At 36.6% G+C, this 21,807-nt stretch carries 16 protein-coding genes, 1 other RNA gene and 1 other annotated feature; of the genes, 13 read left to right on the forward strand and 4 right to left on the reverse strand.

The features are described 5' to 3' along the window. Positions 1-3: 3 nt before the first annotated feature. The 3 genes from eno to GHT08_RS01600 all read left to right on the forward strand — a co-directional run bounded on the left by eno (position 4) and on the right by GHT08_RS01600 (position 5,033). A complete protein-coding gene (gene eno, locus GHT08_RS01590) occupies positions 4-1,290 on the forward strand; it encodes a phosphopyruvate hydratase (RefSeq protein ID WP_163579187.1) in 1,287 nt (428 codons plus the stop codon). A gap of 683 nt (positions 1,291-1,973) precedes the next feature. Further along, positions 1,974-2,993: an ABC transporter substrate-binding protein gene (locus GHT08_RS01595; protein WP_163579189.1), complete on the forward strand. Its 1,020-nt coding sequence runs from the start codon at positions 1,974-1,976 to the stop codon at positions 2,991-2,993. Between the two features lie 6 nt (positions 2,994-2,999). Further along, a complete protein-coding gene (locus GHT08_RS01600) occupies positions 3,000-5,033 on the forward strand; it encodes an iron ABC transporter permease (protein WP_163579191.1) in 2,034 nt (677 codons plus the stop codon). A gap of 794 nt (positions 5,034-5,827) precedes the next feature. Here the strand turns inward: GHT08_RS01600 and ptsP are convergent. The 4 genes from ptsP to GHT08_RS01620 all read right to left on the reverse strand — a co-directional run bounded on the left by ptsP (position 5,828) and on the right by GHT08_RS01620 (position 9,103). Continuing rightward, the gene (ptsP, locus tag GHT08_RS01605; protein ID WP_163579193.1) at positions 5,828-7,543 is read right to left on the reverse strand and encodes a phosphoenolpyruvate--protein phosphotransferase; all 1,716 of its coding nucleotides are present in this window, start codon (positions 7,541-7,543) and stop codon (positions 5,828-5,830) included. A gap of 7 nt (positions 7,544-7,550) precedes the next feature. After that, positions 7,551-7,820, reverse strand: a complete 270-nt coding sequence (locus tag GHT08_RS01610; RefSeq protein WP_018930942.1) for a phosphocarrier protein HPr — start codon at positions 7,818-7,820, stop codon at positions 7,551-7,553. A gap of 103 nt (positions 7,821-7,923) precedes the next feature. Next, positions 7,924-8,871, reverse strand: a complete 948-nt coding sequence (locus tag GHT08_RS01615) for an alpha/beta hydrolase (RefSeq protein ID WP_163579195.1) — start codon at positions 8,869-8,871, stop codon at positions 7,924-7,926. Then, positions 8,861-9,103 (reverse strand): hypothetical protein, encoded by a 243-nt coding sequence (locus GHT08_RS01620; RefSeq protein WP_163579197.1) that lies wholly within the window; start codon positions 9,101-9,103, stop codon positions 8,861-8,863. Before GHT08_RS01620 ends, GHT08_RS01615 begins: the two co-directional genes overlap by 11 nt. 105 nt (positions 9,104-9,208) lie before the next feature. Here GHT08_RS01620 and secG point away from each other — a divergent pair, with 105 nt between their 5' ends. From secG to GHT08_RS01670, 10 genes are all read left to right on the forward strand, one after another. Continuing rightward, on the forward strand, positions 9,209-9,439 hold the full coding sequence (gene secG, locus GHT08_RS01625; RefSeq protein ID WP_163579199.1) for a preprotein translocase subunit SecG: 231 nt from the start codon (positions 9,209-9,211) through the stop codon (positions 9,437-9,439). 168 nt (positions 9,440-9,607) lie between these two features. After that, complete coding sequence (locus GHT08_RS01630; RefSeq protein ID WP_163579201.1) at positions 9,608-10,348, forward strand: alpha/beta hydrolase; 741 nt, start codon at positions 9,608-9,610, stop codon at positions 10,346-10,348. Positions 10,349-10,435: 87 nt separating this feature from the next. Continuing rightward, positions 10,436-12,718: a ribonuclease R gene (rnr, locus tag GHT08_RS01635; RefSeq protein ID WP_163579203.1), complete on the forward strand. Its 2,283-nt coding sequence runs from the start codon at positions 10,436-10,438 to the stop codon at positions 12,716-12,718. Between the two features lie 152 nt (positions 12,719-12,870). Further along, positions 12,871-13,335 carry an SsrA-binding protein SmpB gene (smpB, locus tag GHT08_RS01640; RefSeq protein WP_163579205.1) on the forward strand — a complete coding sequence of 155 codons (465 nt, stop codon included), beginning with the start codon at positions 12,871-12,873 and terminating at the stop codon, positions 13,333-13,335. Positions 13,336-13,464: 129 nt separating this feature from the next. Then, positions 13,465-13,827: a transfer-messenger RNA gene (ssrA, locus tag GHT08_RS01645) on the forward strand. A 996-nt stretch (positions 13,828-14,823) separates the two neighbouring features. Beyond that, positions 14,824-15,076: a binding site (T-box leader), on the forward strand. A gap of 53 nt (positions 15,077-15,129) precedes the next feature. Then, positions 15,130-18,219 carry an isoleucine--tRNA ligase gene (gene ileS, locus GHT08_RS01650; protein WP_163579207.1) on the forward strand — a complete coding sequence of 1,030 codons (3,090 nt, stop codon included), beginning with the start codon at positions 15,130-15,132 and terminating at the stop codon, positions 18,217-18,219. A 350-nt stretch (positions 18,220-18,569) separates the two neighbouring features. Further along, positions 18,570-19,025, forward strand: a complete 456-nt coding sequence (locus tag GHT08_RS01655; RefSeq protein ID WP_163579209.1) for an arsenate reductase/protein-tyrosine-phosphatase family protein — start codon at positions 18,570-18,572, stop codon at positions 19,023-19,025. 413 nt (positions 19,026-19,438) lie between these two features. After that, positions 19,439-20,023 (forward strand): hypothetical protein, encoded by a 585-nt coding sequence (locus GHT08_RS01660; protein WP_163579211.1) that lies wholly within the window; start codon positions 19,439-19,441, stop codon positions 20,021-20,023. A 115-nt stretch (positions 20,024-20,138) separates the two neighbouring features. Continuing rightward, entirely contained in the window at positions 20,139-20,624 is a 486-nt protein-coding gene (locus tag GHT08_RS01665) for an NUDIX hydrolase (protein ID WP_163579213.1), read from the forward strand. A 357-nt stretch (positions 20,625-20,981) separates the two neighbouring features. After that, complete coding sequence (locus tag GHT08_RS01670) at positions 20,982-21,569, forward strand: YdcF family protein (protein ID WP_163579214.1); 588 nt, start codon at positions 20,982-20,984, stop codon at positions 21,567-21,569. Positions 21,570-21,807 lie beyond the last annotated feature (238 nt).

A 21,807-nucleotide genomic window follows, 5' to 3' on the forward strand; every position in this document is an offset into this window, starting at 1 on the left:
ATTATGCCTTACATTACAGATGTTTATGCACGCGAAGTATTAGATTCCCGTGGTAACCCAACAGTTGAAGTTGAAATTTTCACAGAAGCAGGAGCCTTCGGTTCTGCCCTAGTTCCAAGTGGTGCATCTACTGGTGAACACGAAGCAGTTGAATTACGTGATGGTGATAAAGACCGTTACTTAGGAAAAGGTGTTTTAAAAGCTGTAGAGAACGTTAATGAAGTGATTGCACCTGAATTATTAGGTATCGACGTAACTCGTCAAGTTGTGATTGATCAACTTCTATTAGAACTTGATGGTACAGAAAACAAAGGAAAATTAGGTGCGAATGCAATCCTTGGTGTATCTATGGCAGCAGCACATGCAGCAGCTGACTACTTAGGAGTACCATTATACACTTACTTAGGTGGATTCAACGCAACAACACTTCCTACACCGATGATGAATATCCTTAACGGTGGAGAGCATGCAGATAACAACGTAGATATCCAAGAATTTATGATTATGCCTGTAGGTGCTCCAACATTCCGTGAAGCACTTCGTATGGGTGCAGAAGTATTCCACAGCTTGAAAAAAGTATTAAGTGGAAAAGGCTACAACACTGGTGTTGGTGACGAAGGTGGTTTCGCACCAAACTTAAAATCAAACGAAGAAGCACTTTCTACAATCATTGAAGCAATCGAAGCTGCTGGTTACAAACCAGGAGAAGAAGTGAAGCTTGCAATGGACGTAGCATCTTCTGAATTCTATGAAGATGGCAAATACAACCTTAAAGGAGAAGGCGTTGTTCGTACTTCTGAAGAAATGGTTGCTTGGTATGAAGAAATGATTAACAAATACCCAATCGTATCTATTGAAGATGGTTTAGATGAAAACGACTGGGAAGGTCACAAGCTACTAACTGACCGTATCGGTGACCGTGTACAATTAGTTGGTGACGACTTATTCGTTACAAACACAAAACGTCTTGCACAGGGTATCGAGCAAGGAGTAGGTAACTCTATCCTTGTTAAAGTGAACCAAATCGGTACACTTACAGAAACTTTCGAAGCGATCGAAATGGCAAAACGCGCTGGTTATACAGCAGTTATTTCTCACCGTTCTGGTGAAACAGAGGATGCAACAATTGCTGATATCGCTGTTGCAACTAACGCTGGTCAGATCAAAACAGGTGCACCATCTCGTACAGACCGCGTTGCGAAATACAACCAACTACTTCGTATCGAAGACGAATTAGTAGGTACAGCAAAATACGCTGGCGCTTCAGCATTCTACAACTTAAACAAATAAGCTATAGCATAATTAAAACAGCACCCCAATAGGAGGGTGCTGTTTTTGTTTTAGGACAGAAAGTATAAAATCAGCGCAATGAACGTGTTAAACGAAGTAATTATTTTGAAATGCATAATGTTTCGACTAATTACTTTCCTCGGGCACTGCCTCAACTAACTTTGCAAAGAAAAACACTCTGCAAAATGGATTTTCGACTCGAGCTCTTAAAGCAGATTAGTCTCCGCTATTGGCAATGGTAAAAGCAACCGTATATTTCTTCATACTAGCGTTGTAGAGCAGATCTGAGCGTAGGCAGCTCACTTTACTCCTGTGGGAATTGTTTGACCTGAAGATCCACTTTTTTGGGCGGGTTGCTCAAAAAAGGGCAAATCTCACGGAAAGGGAAGTGGGCCAGCCGGAGTGATGGCTAAACAGTCGATATATTTCATAATGGTTACTTGAGGAATCATCGATCTTACTTAGCATCGAATTATTATCATGAATCTCTCTATAATTTGTATGAAGAATCGAAGATAGTCTGAAACAGAAGGATTTAAGATTTGCTACCTTGATGCCTAATAAGTAGTGGGCAATTCAAATTCTTCTTGACAGTTTGCGGAAGGGAGTGTAATATGAATGTGGTTGTAAATGATAATCTTTTTCAATTAGGATAAATACATAAGAGAGGGGACAGACTTTTTATGAAAAAGGGACTATTGCTATTAATACTGGGGTTGCTCGTTAGTATCTTTGCTGTTGCTTGTGGAACTGACAACGGTGAAACAGAAGAGGAGCAAAATCAGGAAGAAACAAATACAGAAGATGAAGCAGTTGCAGAGAGTGATGCTATTACTGTCTCAGACGTTCATGGAGAGCATACATTTGATGAAGTGCCAGAACGTATTGTTGTATTAGAGTGGGTTTATGCGGAGGATTTATTGGCGCTTGGTGTGCAACCAGTGGGCATGGCTGATATTGAAGGATACCAATCATGGGTTAACATAGAAAATGAATTAGATGAAGAAGTAGAAGATGTAGGGACTCGACAGGAGCCAAATTTGGAGGCTATACATGCATTAGATCCAGATGTTATTATTACTGCTAATTATCGTCATGAAGCGATTATGGACAGTTTAGAAGATATTGCACCAACATTAGCTTATAATCCATATCCTGAAGAAGGAGAAGGTACACAGTATGAAGAAATGGAAGCTACCTTCAAAGAAATGGCTAAGCTTGTTCAAAAAGAAGAGCAAGCAGACGAAATTTTAACAGAATTAGATCAAAGTTATCAGGATATCGAAGCAGAAATTGCTGAAGCTGGTATTGAGAATACTGATTTTGTATTATCACAGGCATATAGCTCTGATAACTCTCCTGTTATTCGATTATTTAAGGATAATGCGATGGCAACGGAGATTATGACTAAAATCGGCTTGGAAAATGCCTATCAATCAGAAGGGTTCCAGCTTTACGGTTTTGATGAAACTAGTGTAGAATCATTACAGACAGCTCAAGATGCTCATTTCTTCTATATTGTGCAGGAAGATGATAATGTCTTCACTAATCAATTGGCAGGTAATCCTGCGTGGGAAGAACTTGCATTTGTGAAAGAAGAACGAACATATCAATTGCCAGGTGATACTTGGACATTTGGTGGTCCATTATCTGCCGAAGTTTTTGCGAATCAAATTAAGGAAGCATTAAAACAAGAGAAGTGATAACGGATGTCAAAACAGAGTTATATAGCAAGAGCGGTTCTGACCTTTGGGGGTGGAACCGTCCTTTTGCTTTTCTTATTATTTATACATATGAATCAAGGTAGTGTCTCGATTGCGCCCTCTACTATTTTTAATGCGATTTTCTGGCCGGAAGATCAGTTGGAACACCATACCGTTCGTTTTCTACGCATGCCACGAGCAGTTATTGGTATATTGGCAGGTGGCGCATTAGCCGTATCTGGAGTGCTTTTGCAAACGATAACGAAGAATCCGTTAGCATCTGCCAGTACGTTGGGCATTCATTCTGGCTCTTATTTTGCGGTCGTATTTGCTAGTGTATTTATTTCTGCAACAAGTGGATGGAGTGGCTTATTAGTTGCTTTTCTAGGCGGTATTTTAACAGCAGTTCTTGTATACACGTTGGCTGGTGTGGCCAATTCGAATCCTGTCAAAATGGTATTAGCGGGCATGGTTATTACGATGATGTTCTCCGCTTTTACTTCGCTATTACAGATCTTTTTTGAAAATGAGACAGCTGGTCTATTTTTATGGGGATCAGGAACACTCGTGCAAAATAACTGGCAAGGTGTACAATTTGCCTTACCTTTTATCATAATTGGACTTATTGGCTCTTTATGGATTGCGAAATCTTTAGACTTGTTTCAATTGGGAGAAGAAGTAGCGACCGGCTTAGGGCAAAAAGTACAGCGAATCAGAATCGTCACGGTAATAATTGCTGTTTTTCTCACCTCAGTAACCGTCAGTGTGGTTGGAACGATCGGGTTTGTCGGATTGATTGCACCCCATCTAATTAAATTAATAGGTTTTCAAAAGCATTATGTAGTCATTTTAGCTTCTTTTTTATGGGGAGCAGTTGTCTTAATAGGTGCTGATGTTCTTGCTAGAATATTAGATCCGTCTTTTTCCGAGTTACCTGTAGGAGCGATTACGGCATTTATCGGTGCTCCGTGGTTAATCTGGCTAATTATGAATAAGCAAAACAAGAAATATAGTAGCAAGGATACAGGTATACTAGCAGGGCAAATTAATTCGCCAGTGATGCAAAAATGGGTAATTCTCATTCTTAGTTTGGTTGCAGTGACGATTTTATTTGTCGGTATTTCTACTGGAAATAACGGTATCCAATTAGTTCAGACCTTTCAGGCGCTCTTTTTAAACAATGATGATTTTATTAAAAATATGGTGCTCGATTTACGACTACCAAGGTTATTAGTTGCTGCAGTAAGTGGTGTTTTGTTAGCGATTAGTGGCTATATTTTTCAGGGAGTATTACGTAATCCACTAGCAGATCCATCTGTAATTGGTATTACATCAGGTGCAGGTGTAGGAGCGTTAATTTTCCTCTATATTGGTTCTATTTCGGCCGTATGGGTTCCGTTAGGTGCATTTATTGGTGCAATTGTAGCCTTTATAGTAGTTATGGTCCTTGCTTATCGTGCCGAATTCCAACCGGCTTTGTTAGCATTACTTGGTATCGGTATATCAGCGTTTGGTTCAGCTGTGATTCAAATTATGGTAGTTCGCTCAGATATGGCAGTAGCATCTGCATTAACTTGGTTATCTGGCACGACATACGCGAAAAGTTGGTCGGAATTGGTATATTATTTAGTTGGACCACTAATCATTCTTGTACCCATTGTCTATTTAGTCAGTGATCGGATTCACACATTAGGATTGGGAGACGATACTGCAAAAGGGTTAGGGTTATCGGTATTGAAGACGCGGTTTTATTTAGCATTATTAGCTTCTGTTGTAGCAGCTGCAAGTGTTGCAACGGTCGGTACAATAGGATTTGTTGGATTAATTGCACCACATGTTGCTCGTTTGTTGTTAGGTCCGGCACATAAGCATTTGTTTTTCACCACAGCATTGTTAGGTGGTGTCATCCTCATGGTTGCTGACGTATTAAGTAGAACGCTATTAGTTCCTAAAGAAATCCCTTCCGGAATCATAGTAGCGATCATCGGAGCACCTTATTTCCTATGGTTAATGAATCGATCAAATAAAGTGAGACTATGATCAGTGCGGGATTTAATCCATTGATCATTAGGGTGTTAGCGTTTGTTTATCCCCACTTTGAGCTTCCTTGATTTACTTGAAGCTTGAAGTGGGGAGGGCTAGCACTGTATTCATAGAAAACGATTGCAATCATAACTGTTTCGTATTAGAATACTTGGTAGGGTATTTATGTATACGCTTTATTTTAATGAAAGTAGTACATACATAAGATAAAATGGGAAAGCCCACCCGTTCCTTTTCATTGACCAAAATAATATATCGATGGTATAAAGTAGTTATTTTGAGATGGATATTGGGCGTAACAACCGCTACGGCTTGCCCACTCCGCTTTCCGTGGGGCGTGTCTTCAGCTAACTTTTGTAAAGTAGATCGCTTTACAAAAGTGGATCTTCAGATCACGCTGATCCCACAGGAGTCGTAGTGGACGCCTACGCTCATTAATGCTCTACAATGAATGTACTCGCTGACATTCCAATTTTATTACTCAGGTTAAGAAAGCTCGAGAAGTTAGCAGTCACAAACGTTGTAGAACAGTTTCATAGCGGAGGCCGTCCACTTCCACTCCTACGGGATGATTTTCGACTAAGATCCACTTTAGTAAGCGTTCTTTGCTTACCAAAGTTAGCTTAGGCGAAAATACCGTGGAAAGGGAAGTGGACAGCCGCAGCGATGGTTTCCTGTACAAGCTATTTCAAAATGGCTACTATGCTTACAAATGCGTTGATACCGCGGATTATATACTTTCCGATATTATAAAAAAAACGACCCAGAATAAATTCTGAGTCGCTTTCGAGTTATTGATTCGTTTTTTCACGGACAAATGCTTCTACTTCATCTGCTGTATCCATGCTTAGAAGCTGATCCTTGTATGAAGCCAATTCTTCTTTTGATAGGTCTTTAATTTGTGTACGAGCAGGCAAGATGGATGTTGCACTCATACTAAATTCATCAAGGCCTAATCCAAGTAGAATCGGGATTGCGATAGAATCACCAGCCATTTCTCCACACATTCCAGCCCATTTACCTTCGGCATGTGCTGCTTCAATCACATTATTGACAAGGTTAAGGATTGCTGGGTGATATGGTTGGTATAAGTAGCTTACTCGTTCATTCATACGGTCAGCTGCTAATGTATACTGAATTAAGTCATTAGTTCCAATACTGAAAAAGTCAACTTCTTTAGCGAACTGACGAGCAATAACTGCAGTGGAAGGAATCTCAACCATAATACCAACTTCGATCTGATCAGAAACTTCCGTACCTTCACTCGTCAAGTTATCTTTTTCTTCCAATAGAATAGCTTTCGCTTGACGGAATTCATCCAGTGTTGCAATCATCGGGAACATAATTTTTAAATTTCCGTATGTACTTGCACGAAGTAGTGCGCGTAGTTGTGTACGGAAAATATCGTCTCGTTCAAGACAAAGACGGATGGCACGATAGCCAAGGAATGGGTTCATCTCATCCGGTAATTCTAAATATGGAAGCTCTTTATCTCCACCGATATCCAGTGTACGAACGACTACAGGCTTGTCTCCCATTTGTTCCAATACCGATTTATAAGCTTCAAATTGCTCGTCTTCTGTTGGAAGTTCATTTTTACCCATGTATAAGAATTCGGTACGATATAAACCAACACCTTCACCACCATTGTTGATAACACCTTCTACATCGTTTGGTGTTCCAATGTTAGCTACTAATTCAACATGTGTACCATCTTTAGAAACTGTAGGCTCATCTTTCAGTTTAGCCCATTCTTGTTTCTGCTGTTCAAATTTTTCTTGTTTCTTTTGATATTCGTGCACTTCATCTTCTGTTGGATTGATAATGACTTCACCATCAATACCATCGACGATTAAGATGTCGCCTTCTTTTGCTTGTTCTGTAATCGTTTTGGTTCCAACAACTGCTGGAATTTCTAGTGAGCGAGCCATAATGGCGGAGTGAGAAGTACGACCACCAATATTCGTTGTAAAACCTTGCACAAATTGTTTATTTAATTGTGCCGTATCAGATGGAGTTAAATCTTCTGCAATGACAATTACTTCTTCATCTATTAAGGCAGGATTTGGGAAGGAAACCTCTAATAAATGTGCCATTACTCGTTTCGTAACATCCTTGATATCAGCAGCACGTTCTCTCATATATTCATTGTCCATATTTTCGAACATGTCAATAAACATTTGTGCTGTTTCATCTAATGCAAATTCCGCATTGACTTGTTCTGACTCAATCTTATCCTTGATTGGATTAATGAGCTCAGGATCACCTAGTACTAGTAAATGAGCAGAAAAAATTTCCGCATGCTCGTCTCCTAAGGAGGTACGAGCATGCTCTTTAATTTTTTCTAATTCTGATTTAGAAACTTCTAGCGCTTTCGTTAAGCGCTCAATTTCACTTGTTGTATCATCTACTTTCTTTTTGTCAAAAGAAAGGTCTGGAATAGCGAGTTTGTAAGCTTTAGCAATCGCAATTCCATTAGATGCTGCTATACCTGTTAATTGACTCATGTATGAATTACTCTCCTAGACCTTCTGATTTGATAACCTCAACCACTGCGTCTAGTGCTTCTTGTTCATCAGAACCGTCTGCAACGATTTTGATTTCAGCACCTTGAGGAATACCTAGAGACATAACACCCATAATTGATTTTAAGTTAATGGATTTCCCGTTATATTCTAAGTTCATATCAGATGCAAAGCTACCTGCTTTATTCACTAGTACTGTTGCTGGACGTGCGTGAACTCCTGTTTCATCTGTAATTGTTACTGTTTTTTCTACTGCCATAAAGAAAAACCTCCTAATAAAATTATATTTAGATAGTACTACAACCTAATTTTACTCTTTCTATAGGTTATATTTCAAGGGAAATTATAAAGTAACATGCTTATTATAAAGATTGTGTAAAGTTGTGACAAGCCATTTGCTTTTCAATCCATGTGACAATATCGTGAAATATCTCTTTTTTGTTGGTTTCATTTAAAATTTCGTGCCTTCCATTTTCATATAAATGATAGTCAACATGTTCCAAACCAATAGAACGGTAAAATGCAACTGCTTTTTGTACACCTTGTCCATATTGTCCAACAGGGTCTGCTTTTCCACTTATAAAATACAATGGAAGATCTTTTGGAATGGTATCGGTTGTATCTTTCGATTGAATTAATTGTAATCCAGTATACAAATCGTAAAAAAACTGATTGCTCGGTATAAAGCCACACCATTTATCTTGTTGATATTTTTCAACTTCATTTTGATCAGAACATATCCAATCAAAAGTCGTTTGATTATCTGTATTTTTGTTATAGCCGAAAAAAGTAAGTTTATTCATTAATTTTGCTTCTCTCTTTTTTCCTTTGATATGACCGACTGTTTTAGCAAGTTGTTTGGCAATTTTCAATAAACCGTTTGGTTGGAAACCTGTACCAACGAGAATAACTCCTGTTAAACGTTCAGGTGCTAATGTGATATATCTTCTACTAATAAAGGATCCCATACTATGTCCAACAAGGAAAATCGGGACTTGTGGATGTTTTGCTTCAATCATCTCTGTCAGTTCGATGCAATCTTGTACGACACGATCAAACCCGTTTGCTTCAGCAAAATAGCCAAGTGCGTTTGCATGATCACCAGTGTGACCATGTCCACGATGATCATGACCGTAGACTGTAAATCCGTGTGCTGTTAAGTATGTCGCAAAGCTCTGGTACCGCTCGATATGTTCGACCATGCCATGAGCAATTTGAATAATTGCCTTTGGTGACGATCTGCCTTGCCAGCGCTTAACGAAAAGTTCATGGTCATCAGTCGTACGAAACCAAAAAGAATCAGCCTTCACCTTGTTCACGCTCCTTTTCTATAGTTGGTACGATAAATCCGAGTGGAATGTGGACGTTTATTCCGTTATTGGTGATAAAATTACTGTTATTAGGGCCCAAGTGGACATCCATTCCGTTATTCATTGAAAATAACGCAAATGTAAGCCGAAATGAATCGAATAAAGGATTAAATGTCCGCTCTACAAACATTATCCAGTCTCTGTATGGACCTTTCACTATTTCATATTCCATCTTATTATATCACTAGGGAGATGATTAGTAGAAACTTCTTGCTATTTGGTATACTTTTTGCTACATTGTAAATATGTATTTGTACGTCTAAGGGGGGTTTGCAACATGTTAACCGTTGCAATGACTTTGTTAATTATTGATGCCATCGTATTAATCGTATTTGTATTATTACAGTCCGGAAAGAGTGCAGGACTATCTGGAGCTATTTCAGGTGGTGCCGAGCAATTATTCGGGAAGCAAAAAGCAAGAGGTGTCGATGCAGTATTACACCGTGGAACAGTCGTAACGGGTGTATTACTATTTGTTCTTACTTTTGCTATTGCTTATCTATTATAATCAATAAAGGACAAATTAATATAGCATCAATAACACATCCTTTGCAAAAATGCAGAGGATGTTTTTGTTTCAACATAAAAGGAATGTGAAAAAAAATAAAGGGAAATATACATTAATAGGATGTGGGCAGTCCGACTGTCTTGTTTTATGAAAGGAGTCTACATAGAAATGAAGATGAAACAACCAGAACCATTTATGTTTGAAGGAGACGAACGTGCGGTATTATTATTACATGGTTTTACTGGTCATTCAGCAGATATGAGAATGCTTGGAAGATATTTAAATGGTGAAGGGTATACATGTTATGCACCGATCTACCGAGGGCATGGCAAGTCTCCGGAAGAATTAATAGGTGTTACTGCTGAAGAATGGTGGGAAGATGTTCAACAAGCTTATCAACATCTTAAAGATAATGGTTATCAAAAAATTGCAGTTGTAGGTTTATCGCTTGGAGGAGTATTAGCTTTACGGCTAGCAGGGAATACACCACTACAAGGAGTAGTAACGATGTGTTCGCCGATGTACTTTGACAATGAGAAGCAATTAACAATAGGTTTCCGGAAATTTGCTAAAGAATATAAACAATTAGAAGGAAAAGAAAATGACAAAATCGAAGAAGAGGTAGAGCAATTATTAGAAGATTCAAAAGAACTTTTTCGAGAAATTGAAACGTCGATTACACGTGTTAAGGAAAATGTAGATATGATTTACACGCCGACTTTCGTAGTACAAGCAACAAACGATGAAATGATTAATCCGGAAAGTGCGAATTATATTTATGAAAATGTAGAATCTGATAATAAGCAGATTAAATGGTATGAAAATGCTGGACATGCGATTACATTTAGTAAGGATAAAGAGCAATTACATGAAGATGTGGCTGCATTTTTAGAATCACTGGACTGGTAATAGCCATACCATAAGAAAAACAACTGGAACTAGACATCTCTGTATATACTTACTTTTAAAGCAAAAAATAGAGAAAGAGGTGACGATATGGAATCATTACAACAACAAATACGAGACTTTTTTAATGAAAATGCTACAAAGCCTTTGTCCGTACAGGAAATAGAAGAGGTTCTAGAATTGGAAGGCGCGGATCAATTTACAGAATTAATGAAAGCTTTAAACGATCTGGAGGAATCAGGTGAATTAATTCGAACGCGAAAAAATCGTTATGGTTTACCAGAAAAAATGAATTTAATCCGTGGAACGATTCAAATGCATGCGAAAGGATTTGCCTTCTTAATCCCGGATGATGAAGGAATGGAAGATGTTTATATTAATCATGCCGATTTAGCGTCTGCTATGAATGGAGATAAGGTTTTTGTCCGTGTCGATCGACGTGATGATGATGGAAAAAGAGCAGAAGGCGTTGTCGTTAGGATTATTGAACGTTATACGAAAGAGATTATCGGTACGTATGAAGATAACGGTGCATTCGGTTTTGTTATCGCAGACGACAAACGAATACCAAATGATATTTTTGTACCAAAAGGAGAAGCAAAAGGCGCTGTAGACGGTCATAAAGTTATTGTTGAAATCACCAAATATCCAGAAGGTCGAATGAGTGCTGAAGGAAGTGTGGTGGAGATCCTAGGGCATAAAAATGATCCTGGAATGGATATTTTATCGATCATTTATAAAAATGGTATTGCGATCGATTTTCCACCAGAAGTACTAGAACAAGCGGAAAATATTTCCGAGGAAATAAGCGAAGAAGATGTACAAGGGCGTCGCGACTTAAGAGATGAAACAATTGTTACAATCGATGGAGCAGATGCGAAGGATTTAGATGATGCGGTAACAGTTAAAAGGTTAGACAATGGTAATTATAAATTAGGAGTTTACATTGCTGACGTGACTCACTATGTAAAAGAAGATTCTCCTATTGATAAGGAAGCTTTTGAGCGCGGCACAAGTGCTTATTTGGTTGACCGAGTTATTCCAATGATCCCACACCGTTTATCTAATGGTATATGTTCATTAAATCCACAGGTTGATCGTCTTGTATTAGGTTGTGATATGGAAATTAGCCCTAAAGGTGAAGTAGTCAATCACGAGATATTCCAGGCAGTCATTAAAACAACCGAAAGAATGACATATAAGGCGGTCAATCAAATATTAGTTGATAATGATCAGGAAACGATCGATCGTTATCAAGCATTAGTGCCTATGTTTAAAGATATGGAAGGTTTAGCCGAGATATTAAGAGGAAAACGATTTGGACGAGGTGCGATTGACTTTGATTTTAAAGAAGCACAAGTATTAGTAAATGACGAAGGAAAAGCACAAGACGTTGTGATTCGAGAGCGTTCAGTAGGAGAACGTTTAATTGAAGAGTTTATGTTATGTGCCAATGAAACAATTGCAGAGCATTTTCACTGGATGGATGTTCCTTTTATTCATCGTATTCACGAAGATCCAGACCCGTCTAAACTGCAAACATTCTTTGAATTTATCGCAAGATTCGGTTATGTCGTGAAAGGAACATCAAATGAAATCCACCCGCAAGCATTACAAAATGTTTTAGATGAAGTAGCGGGAACAGATGAAGACATGATTATTTCTAAACTAATGTTACGCTCGATGAAACAAGCGAAATATGATCCGCAGGGAATCGGACATTTTGGGTTAGCAACTGAGTTTTATACCCATTTTACTTCACCGATCCGAAGATATCCGGACTTAATTGTTCATCGCTTAATCAGGACCTATCTCATCGAAAACAAATTAGATGAAAAGACAAGGCAGCACTGGAAAGGTAAGATGCCAGTCATTGCCAAACAAGCTTCCTTAAAAGAAAGAGCTGCAGTGGATGCTGAACGTGAAGTAGATGACTTGAAAAAAGCAGAATACATGCAAGATAAAATAGGCGAAGAGTACGAAGGTGTGATTAGCTCTGTTACAAACTTTGGTCTGTTTGTAGAACTGCCAAATACGGTGGAAGGTCTTGTTCATGTAAGCTATTTGACTGATGATTATTATCATTTTGATGAGCGGGCTTATGCAATGATCGGGGAAAGAACCGGTAACGTATTTCAAGTAGGTGATGCCATCACGATAAAAGTTGCACAAGTCAATCTAGATGAACGCGCTGTTGACTTTGAGATTGTTGGAATGTCACCGAGAAAAAAGAAGCCTTCTAAAGAAGAAAAAGTCATCAATGCTAAGCGTGGTAATGGTGAATTAAAGAAGACAGCAAAAAAATCTCAACAATCAGCATCAGCAAATGGCAAGAAAAAGAAAAAAGCACGTAAAAAGAAGAAGAATAAATGATTAAGTTTACCGATGCAGCTAGGATCTTACTTATTCTAGCTGCTGAAGGTTGTGAAAGAATCAATCTTTCTTAGAAAATTTTAACTAACCATTCGCACGTTTCTCGATTTTTTGTTAAAATAGGCTTTACGTAGCAATAGGAGGAACGGATTATGGGAAAAAATGATGGAAGAGTAATCGCGCAAAATAAAAAAGCAAATCATGATTACTTTATAGAAGAAACATATGAAGCTGGCCTTGTCCTCCAAGGAACGGAGATAAAATCAATCCGGGCAGGACGAGTTAACTTAAAAGACAGTTTTGCAACGATTAAACAAGGGGAAGCATATATTAACAATATGCACATTTCACCGTATGAACAGGGAAATCGTTATAATCATGAGCCTACTCGTGCTCGGAAATTGTTATTACATCGGAAGCAAATCGATAAGTTAATTGGAGAAAGTCAACAAGCAGGGTATTCGATTATTCCATTGAAAGTCTATATTAAAAATGGTTTTGCCAAGGTCCTTATCGGTTTAGGGAAAGGGAAAAAGAAATATGATAAGCGAGAAGATTTAAAACAGAAACAGGCCAAGCGTGATATGGATCGGGCAATCAAAGATCGATTAAACTAAAATTTACCAAGAGAGTTATCTTGAATTCCATATAATTTATGGTATAATATTAATTATCGGCAGGACATCTATAATTGAATAAGAGCGAGTAAGATTGCTCTTGTCCGTGGGACCTTATATTCTTTATATGGGGACGTTACGGATTCGACAGGGGTAGATCGAGCTCAGGTTGCGCGTCGAGGTTACGTCTCGTAAAACGTTATCGCCAATAATAACTGGCAAAGAAAACAATTACTCTTTAGCAGCTGCGTAAGCACTGTTAAAGGATCCTTCCTACCATCGCCCATGTGGTAGATTGAAGGGTCTCACTTATTAGTGGGCTACGCTACCATCCTCCGTCTGTGGATCGGTAGAAGAGATTAATCAGACTAGCTACTCGGACGCCTGTTGGTAGGCAGAAGAGCTAGCGAATGCGTAATATACCAACTATGCGTGTAGACGCCTGAGTGGCGATATCCTTGGACGAGGGTTCGACTCCCTCCGTCTCCACCAATACATAATTGGTGGTTTTTTATTGTGGTTTATGTTACTTCAAGCATAGATTTTCATAAAATGAAAGCTTATGCTTGATAATTTATTGTAAACTACCATGATAAATTTCAAATAAGCAAAAACTATTGCTACAACGAAAATCCACAAACTTTTGGTGGTTCAATATTGTTTATTTAAATAAATTCGGGTTTTTTTAAAAGTATTCCATCTTTAAATGTATCGCACAAAATCAATCTTTTTCTTTGAAAGAGAGAAAGATAATTTAGAATCGACACAATTTAATTGGAATTAGTCGATTAAAGATGGAAAAAGAAAAACTTGATATATTAAAATTAAGATCGTTTGAATAGAAGACTGGGAGATTAAAGAGTTTCTTTTTTCTTTCAGTCTTTGTTTATTGGCCCCAGAATACTCGGGGTAAATAAAGCGTTTTCGATACTTTTATTACTAAGTATATTGTTGCACTATCAATAAATTTTTTTCAACATAAATCTCCAAATATGCTTACATCTATAGGGAATCGGATTTAAATCCCTAATTTGGTAACTTTTTAATAAATCATAATCGTAGTGTTAACTTTAGAATATTGTTGAACACTAAAGGAGAACAACAAGGAGTAAAGGCGTATTTAATACGACCACTGAAATATACCACCTCTGGCATAGTTTTTTACCACAAAATGACCCAAAGTGTACCAAAGAACTACAGACTGTTTACCACTGCGATTTTTCTGGTGATAAAAGATTTAAAATTATATTTTATAATCAGTCTTTACAAATGGCTCAGATTAACTCTTGTATTACGCAGTAGACTAAATACTGTGCAATAAATTTCTTCATTTCATTTTTTTGATAATTTTGTGAAGAAAAGAGATCCACCTCATTCTGAAACAATAGAGAGAGCCATCAAATAATAATAAATATTATTTGTTTTTTCAAAAAGACTTGACATTTTTAACCTTAATGTATAATCTTGTTTTAATAAAAATTGTAAGGATTAAATTTGATGACGAGAACGAGTAGGTATGTAATCTGTTCTACAGAGAGTTGACGTTTGGTGGAAGTCAATGTTCAGACCATATTGAATATCCTCTCCGAGAAGCAAAGCTGAAGATTTTTAAGCTTTGACGGGGTTCCGCCGTTAAAAGGAACGCGTATGATTGTACGTTGAATGAGTGCTATGAATGAAACCAATGAAGGATTTATTTATAGAATCAGGGTGGTATCGCGGGTTAAAACTCGTCCCTAACATTAGTTAGGGGCGAGTTTTTTTATTTATAAAAAATAATAAAGGTGTGATGAAATGCAAAAGGTTAATGTAAACGAAAAGTCGATAGAAAGGGAAAAGCGAATTCAAGGCTATTGGGATGCGAATAATATTTTTCGAAAATCAGTGACAAATCGTGAAGGTCAAGAATCATTTGTATTTTATGAAGGGCCACCAACTGCCAATGGTCTTCCACATGCTGGGCATGTTTTAGGTCGTGTGATAAAAGATTTTGTAGCAAGATATCAAACAATGCGTGGTTATCAGGTAATACGAAAAGCAGGGTGGGATACACATGGTCTTCCTGTAGAATTAGGCGTTGAAAAGAAAATCGGGGTTTCCGGTAAACAAGAAATTGAGGAATATGGTGTTGAAAAATTTATTGATGAATGTAAAAAAAGTGTTTTTGATTATGAGAAGCAGTGGCGTAAGTTTACCGAGGCAATCGGTTATTGGATCGACATGGATGACCCTTATGTGACGCTCAATAATGACTATATTGAAAGTGTTTGGTACATTCTTTCCAAAATTCATAAGAAAGGTTTACTTTATCGTGGGCACCGAGTCGTTCCTTATTGTCCTAGCTGTCAAACCTCCCTTAGTTCTCATGAGGTAGCTCAAGGCTATAAGGATGTAAAAGATTTATCTGTTACAGCAAAATTCAAGTTTGATGGGAAAGATCATGAATACTTTTTAGGGTGGACTACAACACCGTGGACTCTTCCATCAAATGTTGCTCTTGCTGTACAAGAGGATTTAAATTATGTAAAAGTCCGACAAGGTGGTGAGACGTATATCCTTGCTAAGAATCTTGTAGAAGATGTTTTAGGAGATAATTTTAATGTAATAAGTGAGCATAAAGGACATGAATTCGTTGGGCTTACTTACCAACCACCTTTTAACTATTTCGCTCTTGAACGTGGGCATGAAGTTATTTCTGCAAACTTTGTAACAGATGATAGCGGGACTGGTATTGTTCATCTAGCCCCAGCACACGGTGAAGACGATTACAATGCTATTAAAGAAAATGGTTTGGATTTTGTCAACGTTGTTGATGCAAAAGGATGCTACACTGATAAAATCAAACCACTTGCTGGAGAATTTACAAAGGATTGCGACGTTAAGATTATAAAGTTATTAGCAGACCAAGACCTTCTATTTTCAAAAGAGAAGTATGAACACAGCTATCCACATTGCTGGCGTTGTGATTCACCACTTATTTACTATGCGATGGAAGGGTGGTTTATAAAAACAACTAAAATTAAAGAGACTATTCTAAAAAACAATCAAACTGTACAATGGCATCCAGATCATATGAAAAATGGTCGTTTTGGCAAATTTCTTGAAAATATGGTCGATTGGAATCTAGGAAGGAATCGTTACTGGGGGACACCATTGAATGTTTGGGTTTGCGACGAATGTAAGCACCAGTATGTTCCTGATAGTATTCAAGACTTAAAAGAAAATGCTAAAAGTGGAATGAAGGAAAATCTTGAACTTCATAAGCCATATGTCGATAAAATAATAGTGAAATGTTCTTGTTGTTCTAATGATATGAAAAGGACTAAAGAAGTTATTGATGTTTGGTTTGATAGTGGGTCTATGCCATTTGCACAGTACCATTATCCATTTGAAAATAAAGAGTTGTTTAACAAGCAATTCCCTGCAGATGTGATTGCGGAAGGGGTAGATCAAACGAGGGGTTGGTTCTACAGCTTATTAACGGTTTCATCACTCTTCACAGGGAAAGCACCTTATAAACGTGTCTTATCACTAGGACACATACTAGATGAAAATGGGCGTAAAATGTCAAAAAGTAAAGGGAATGTCATTGAACCGATGGATTTAGTTGAAAACTATGGTGCTGACGCATTACGTTGGGCATTACTTGCAGATAGTGCACCTTGGAATAATAAACGCTTTTCTGAAAACATAGTCAGTCAAGCAAAGTCAAAGCTAGTTGATACTCTCAACAATGTTCATTCCTTTTACACTCTTTATGCAGATATAGATGGTTTTGATCCTAATAAACATAAACAAGGAGAACCATCTCTTCTAGATAAGTGGGTGTTATCTCGATTAAATACGGTAACACAAAACGTTATGGAACATTTAGATGATTACGATTTTACAGCAGGAGCAAGTGAATTATCCATATTAGTTGATCAAGTTAGTAATTGGTATATACGCAGATCGCGCGAACGTTTCTGGAGCGAAGGGTTAAATGATGATAAGTTAGCAGCTTACCACACAATATATAAAGTGTTAGTAAGAGTCAGCCGATTACTTGCTCCTTTTACGCCATATATTGCAGAAGATGTTCATATGAATTTAACCAGTAACAGTGTGCATCTTTCTGATTTCCCTAAAGCAAATAATGAAGAGGATAATCCAGTTTTAGAAATGGAAATGGATAAAGTGTTACAAGTTGTAGAGCTAGCTCGTTCCGCTCGTAATATGACAAATATTAAAACGAAGCAACCTCTATCTATGCTTACTGTAGTTGGTTCGAAAAATAATACGGAATTACTTCAGAAATATGCATATATAATTAAAGATGAAATAAATGTAAAGAACGTTCAGTTGCAAGACCATGCCGGAGATTCAGTACAATATGAACTGAAGTTGAATTTTCCAACTGCAGGTCCAAAGCTCGGCAAGCTGGTAGGATTTGTACAAAAGTCTCTACAATCTTTACCACCTGAAGATGTAAAAAAAGTTGTTGAACAAGGTTACTATGAAATTAATTCTCCAACTGGTGAAAAGATTCGAGTAGAAATAGATGATTTAATTGTAAATCAAAACACACATCAGGGCTTGGAAATGGCTTCAAACTCAACTTTTAGTGTATTTTTAAATACAATCATTACAGACGATTTGCGTAAAGAAGGGAAAGCACGAGAACTTATCCGTTCAGTACAACAATATAGAAAAGAATTGAACCTCCCGGTAGAACAACGAGTGAACCTTTTCTTTGATGTTGATGAATCAATGAAAGAAGTAATAGAACAGTTTAAAAATCTTCTGCAAAGCAACCTTCTTATAAAAAATTTGGAGTATAACAAAAAAGATGGTATGAAGTTCATAGTGATTGATGGAGCTAAAATTGGTATTAAAGTGGAATAGTAAGTAAAAAAGGGGTTATTTTTAACCTCTTTTCTAATTTTAAAAGAAGGATTGGTTAAATTGATCAATATACTGCGCAGTACAACCATACTGGTAAAAATATAAACATCTAGAAGACGATTACTTTTTTGGGGTCGTCTTTCTTAGTTGACTTTATACGGCGCAACAAAATATTTCCATAATTATGTTAAATAGGAATAATAATTCTTTATCTTCTGGTATGATTAAAGAAAGAAGATATATTATTGTGAACTTATTCACTCAAACTAACTAAGCAGGTTAATTTAAAAAGGTAAATGTAAAGATGAGGCGAATTATTAAGAAATGGATAATATATGAGGGGGAACACAATGAATATTCTATTTGTTTGTACTGATAATTATACTCGTAGTGTAATTGCAGAATTATGTATGAAGGAATATCTGAAAAGTACCAATAATAATTCAGTAAAAGTTGCATCAAGCGGTATAAGAGCTAATAGTGATATAAGCAAATATTCAAGTATTCATTTTGAAATAATGCAAGAATTAGACATTGATACATCTGACTTTAAAAGAACCCAATTTGAGGAGATTTTTTTCGAGAAATTCGATGTAATTATTGGGATGAGTGAATTACATAAAGACTATATTAAACAATATTATAATCGTGAAATATATTTATTTAACGAAGTATTTAACGGTCAACAAACACCTGTAATTAGTTCTCCTAATAGTGATGATTTCTTAGAACAAATGAATCAATTGGTGAGATATATAAATAATTCTGTACCATACATATTAAAAAATTTAGAGAAAGTCAAATAGACTTTTTCAATAAAACAGCGATAAAAGTACATTTCATATTAAATTAACTGGTGCAAATACTGAACAAGGGGCATCGCCTTTCATTGCTGGAATAAGGGCAGGATAATTCAATAAAGAACTTTTTTATTGCTTAGGGAAGTGAGTTTATTGGAAATTTTAATTAGTTTTATTATAGGGATTTTGTTCTTAACGGTGGTATTATTGATTTTTTTTGCCTTCTAAATAGCATCGGATGATTAGATTTATTATTAGATTCATCATTATATTTATCGGTGTAGGATTTACTTTGTACGCTTTTTTAAGAATGTTCGGTTTAGTTTCCTCTTAAAATAATTGAACAAGTCTTGAGCTGATCACGGTTCTTTTTTATCGGTCAGTTGATTTTTATAGGTTTTGAAAGTGGGGTAATAAGTTTGAGTAAAAACTTAGAAACATTAAATGACTGTATTTTTGGAGAGGTAAATAAAATTCTTTACACATTAGGATTGTACGATACTTTACAAAAGTTTGGTAATCCACAAGTGAGCGGAAGTTACTCTCTAAAAATGATGACCTGGAGAGATCTAGATATTTACCTTGAATCAGATACAATAAGTAATAAGGAATTTTTTGATCTAGGTAAAGAAATTTCTCTATTACTAAGCCCTTCAAAGATGAGTTATAGAAATGAGTTAATTGGAAAAACCCCGCATTTACCTAACGGATTATATTGGGGAGTGCATACAAATCTATTTGGTCAGAGATGGAAAATTGATATCTCGGCAATTGGTCCAGGAGAAGTAAAGGAAAAACAAAATGAAGTAGAAAAATTGAAAGACCGAATCGATAATGCTAAAAGAAAATCAATATTATCATTAAAGAATCAATTACATAGTAACCCTAAATACCGTAAGAAGTTTTTCAGTGTAGATATTTATGATGCTGTTATAAATAATAACATAAAATCATTAGAACAATTTGACGAATGGATATATATAAAGAAAGGAATTGAATTATAAGGTACAGACTTTTTTGTTCAACTATTGGGTAGCTCATCTGGAACAAGGAATGCAGCTTTATTGATTAAAGTGGCAGTTTACTTTTATATCTTTATGAAAAATTGGGGGGGATTTTTTGTCTGGAAAAAAATATCATAGAGCTTTTGGTGTATATGGAATATGTGTGGAAGACGGTAAATTATTAGTGATAAACAAAAATGGTGGGCCATATGTAAACCGATATGACCTCCCTGGTGGTAGCTTAGAGGGGGATGAATCTTTATCTGATGCTTTGAAAAGAGAATTTCTTGAAGAAACGGGCCTCGAAATTGAAATTGAAGAAAATATAGGTGTAATCGACTTCAAACTTCCTTGGTTGTGGAGAGGCTATACGGATGTGCATCATATTGCAGTTTTCTATTCTGTAAAAAAAATAAGTGGAGAGTTAAGCGTTCCAGAACAATTTGATGGACAAGATTCACTAGGTGCATTATGGGTGTCGGAAAACGATGTATCGTTGGAAAAAGCTTCACCACTAGTACTAAAAGCTGTTGAATGGTTAAGGACTAATGAATTAGGTATTGAAGCTAATATTTATGAAGAGTGGAATGTTTTAAAATAGTTGAATATCGTTATTGTGTTAACGGCGGCTTATTTTGAATAAGACCAACTAACAAAACCCAATTGCTTTGCTGCGCAGTATAAATATACTGGAAATAATATAAACATCTACCTTTTTGGGTGGTCGTCTTTCTTAGTTGACTGATACTGGGCAGTAATAATTTATTGAAAAAAAGACCAAATCCCCACTGTCTTCTGGTATGATTTTAATATAAATATTAGTCGTATTGTGAAATGTTGATCTTAAAGTAACGAGCAGTTTACTTGTATAATGATTGTCATTAAATCCGAGGTGTTCCCAATACATAGTTTTTTATCTGACGATTGATAGAGAGATATGTCAGAGGAGGTATGTTAAATGATAGGATTGTATATTTTATGCTTAATTTTAATGTGCTTTATGGTGGTTTTTTTGTTTATTCGTCTGCATTTTAATAAAGCGGGTTATAATCATGGGCTAAAAAGAGATGTTATGATTGTACTTGGTTATCCCGCAAAAAAGGATGGAAGCATGTCTCCGATTTTACGAGAACGGATCAATAAAGCAGCAGATCTCTATCATGCTGGAATTGCTGAAATAGTTATTTGTTCAGGTGCAGCTGTCGCAAATAATCATGTTGAGGCAGATGTCATGGCACGAGCCTTAGTGAAGTTAGGAGTGGATTGTAGCCAAATCATACGAGAAACGAAAGCAAAGAACACTTATGAAAATTTGATAAAATCCCGAAAAATCATGCACGAGAGAGGATTGAAAAAAGTGGTTATAGTCACCTCACCTTGGCACTTGCGAAAAGCCAGTTCATATGCGTTTCGGTTAGAAATTGAGCATACCTTGGAAAATTCTAAAGTGCCAAAAGAATTCTTCATAGGAGTAGGATTCATTTACGTTTACGTATACATACAGATGTTCATAATTTATTTACGTTTTTATAAAGGAAGACAATGAACACAACTACGTTAAAAAGGATGAAAATGACACTGCTTTATTTAAGAAAGATATAGCAATATGGGTGTTTCTTCAACGGGGGAGTATGTCCAGTAAAGAAGGAAAAACTACAGATCCACTTATTGCTCAGTACAAAGTTACTGCACTTTTAAACAACATCTTTATGTGCTAACTTTTTAAGATATGCACTAAAATAATGGGCATAAGAGTTTCACAAGAGGATCGTCATTTACAGGCG

Source organism: Gracilibacillus saliphilus (genome assembly GCF_010994085.1).
GTDB classification, from domain to species: Bacteria; Bacillota; Bacilli; order Bacillales; family Amphibacillaceae; genus Gracilibacillus; species Gracilibacillus lacisalsi.

What these genes read in the sequence shown, in the direction of transcription:
- eno (WP_163579187.1), top strand. Translation starts at nt 4, where the DNA reads ATGCCTTACATTACAGATGTTTATGCACGCGAAGTATTAGATTCCCGT.
- GHT08_RS01595 (WP_163579189.1), top strand. Translation starts at nt 1,974, where the DNA reads ATGAAAAAGGGACTATTGCTATTAATACTGGGGTTGCTCGTTAGTATC.
- GHT08_RS01600 (WP_163579191.1), top strand. Translation starts at nt 3,000, where the DNA reads ATGTCAAAACAGAGTTATATAGCAAGAGCGGTTCTGACCTTTGGGGGT.
- ptsP (WP_163579193.1), bottom strand. Translation starts at nt 7,543, where the DNA reads ATGAGTCAATTAACAGGTATAGCAGCATCTAATGGAATTGCGATTGCT.
- GHT08_RS01610 (WP_018930942.1), bottom strand. Translation starts at nt 7,820, where the DNA reads ATGGCAGTAGAAAAAACAGTAACAATTACAGATGAAACAGGAGTTCAC.
- GHT08_RS01620 (WP_163579197.1), bottom strand. Translation starts at nt 9,103, where the DNA reads ATGGAATATGAAATAGTGAAAGGTCCATACAGAGACTGGATAATGTTT.
- secG (WP_163579199.1), top strand. Translation starts at nt 9,209, where the DNA reads ATGTTAACCGTTGCAATGACTTTGTTAATTATTGATGCCATCGTATTA.
- GHT08_RS01630 (WP_163579201.1), top strand. Translation starts at nt 9,608, where the DNA reads ATGAAGATGAAACAACCAGAACCATTTATGTTTGAAGGAGACGAACGT.
- rnr (WP_163579203.1), top strand. Translation starts at nt 10,436, where the DNA reads ATGGAATCATTACAACAACAAATACGAGACTTTTTTAATGAAAATGCT.
- smpB (WP_163579205.1), top strand. Translation starts at nt 12,871, where the DNA reads ATGGGAAAAAATGATGGAAGAGTAATCGCGCAAAATAAAAAAGCAAAT.
- ileS (WP_163579207.1), top strand. Translation starts at nt 15,130, where the DNA reads ATGCAAAAGGTTAATGTAAACGAAAAGTCGATAGAAAGGGAAAAGCGA.
- GHT08_RS01655 (WP_163579209.1), top strand. Translation starts at nt 18,570, where the DNA reads ATGAATATTCTATTTGTTTGTACTGATAATTATACTCGTAGTGTAATT.
- GHT08_RS01670 (WP_163579214.1), top strand. Translation starts at nt 20,982, where the DNA reads ATGATAGGATTGTATATTTTATGCTTAATTTTAATGTGCTTTATGGTG.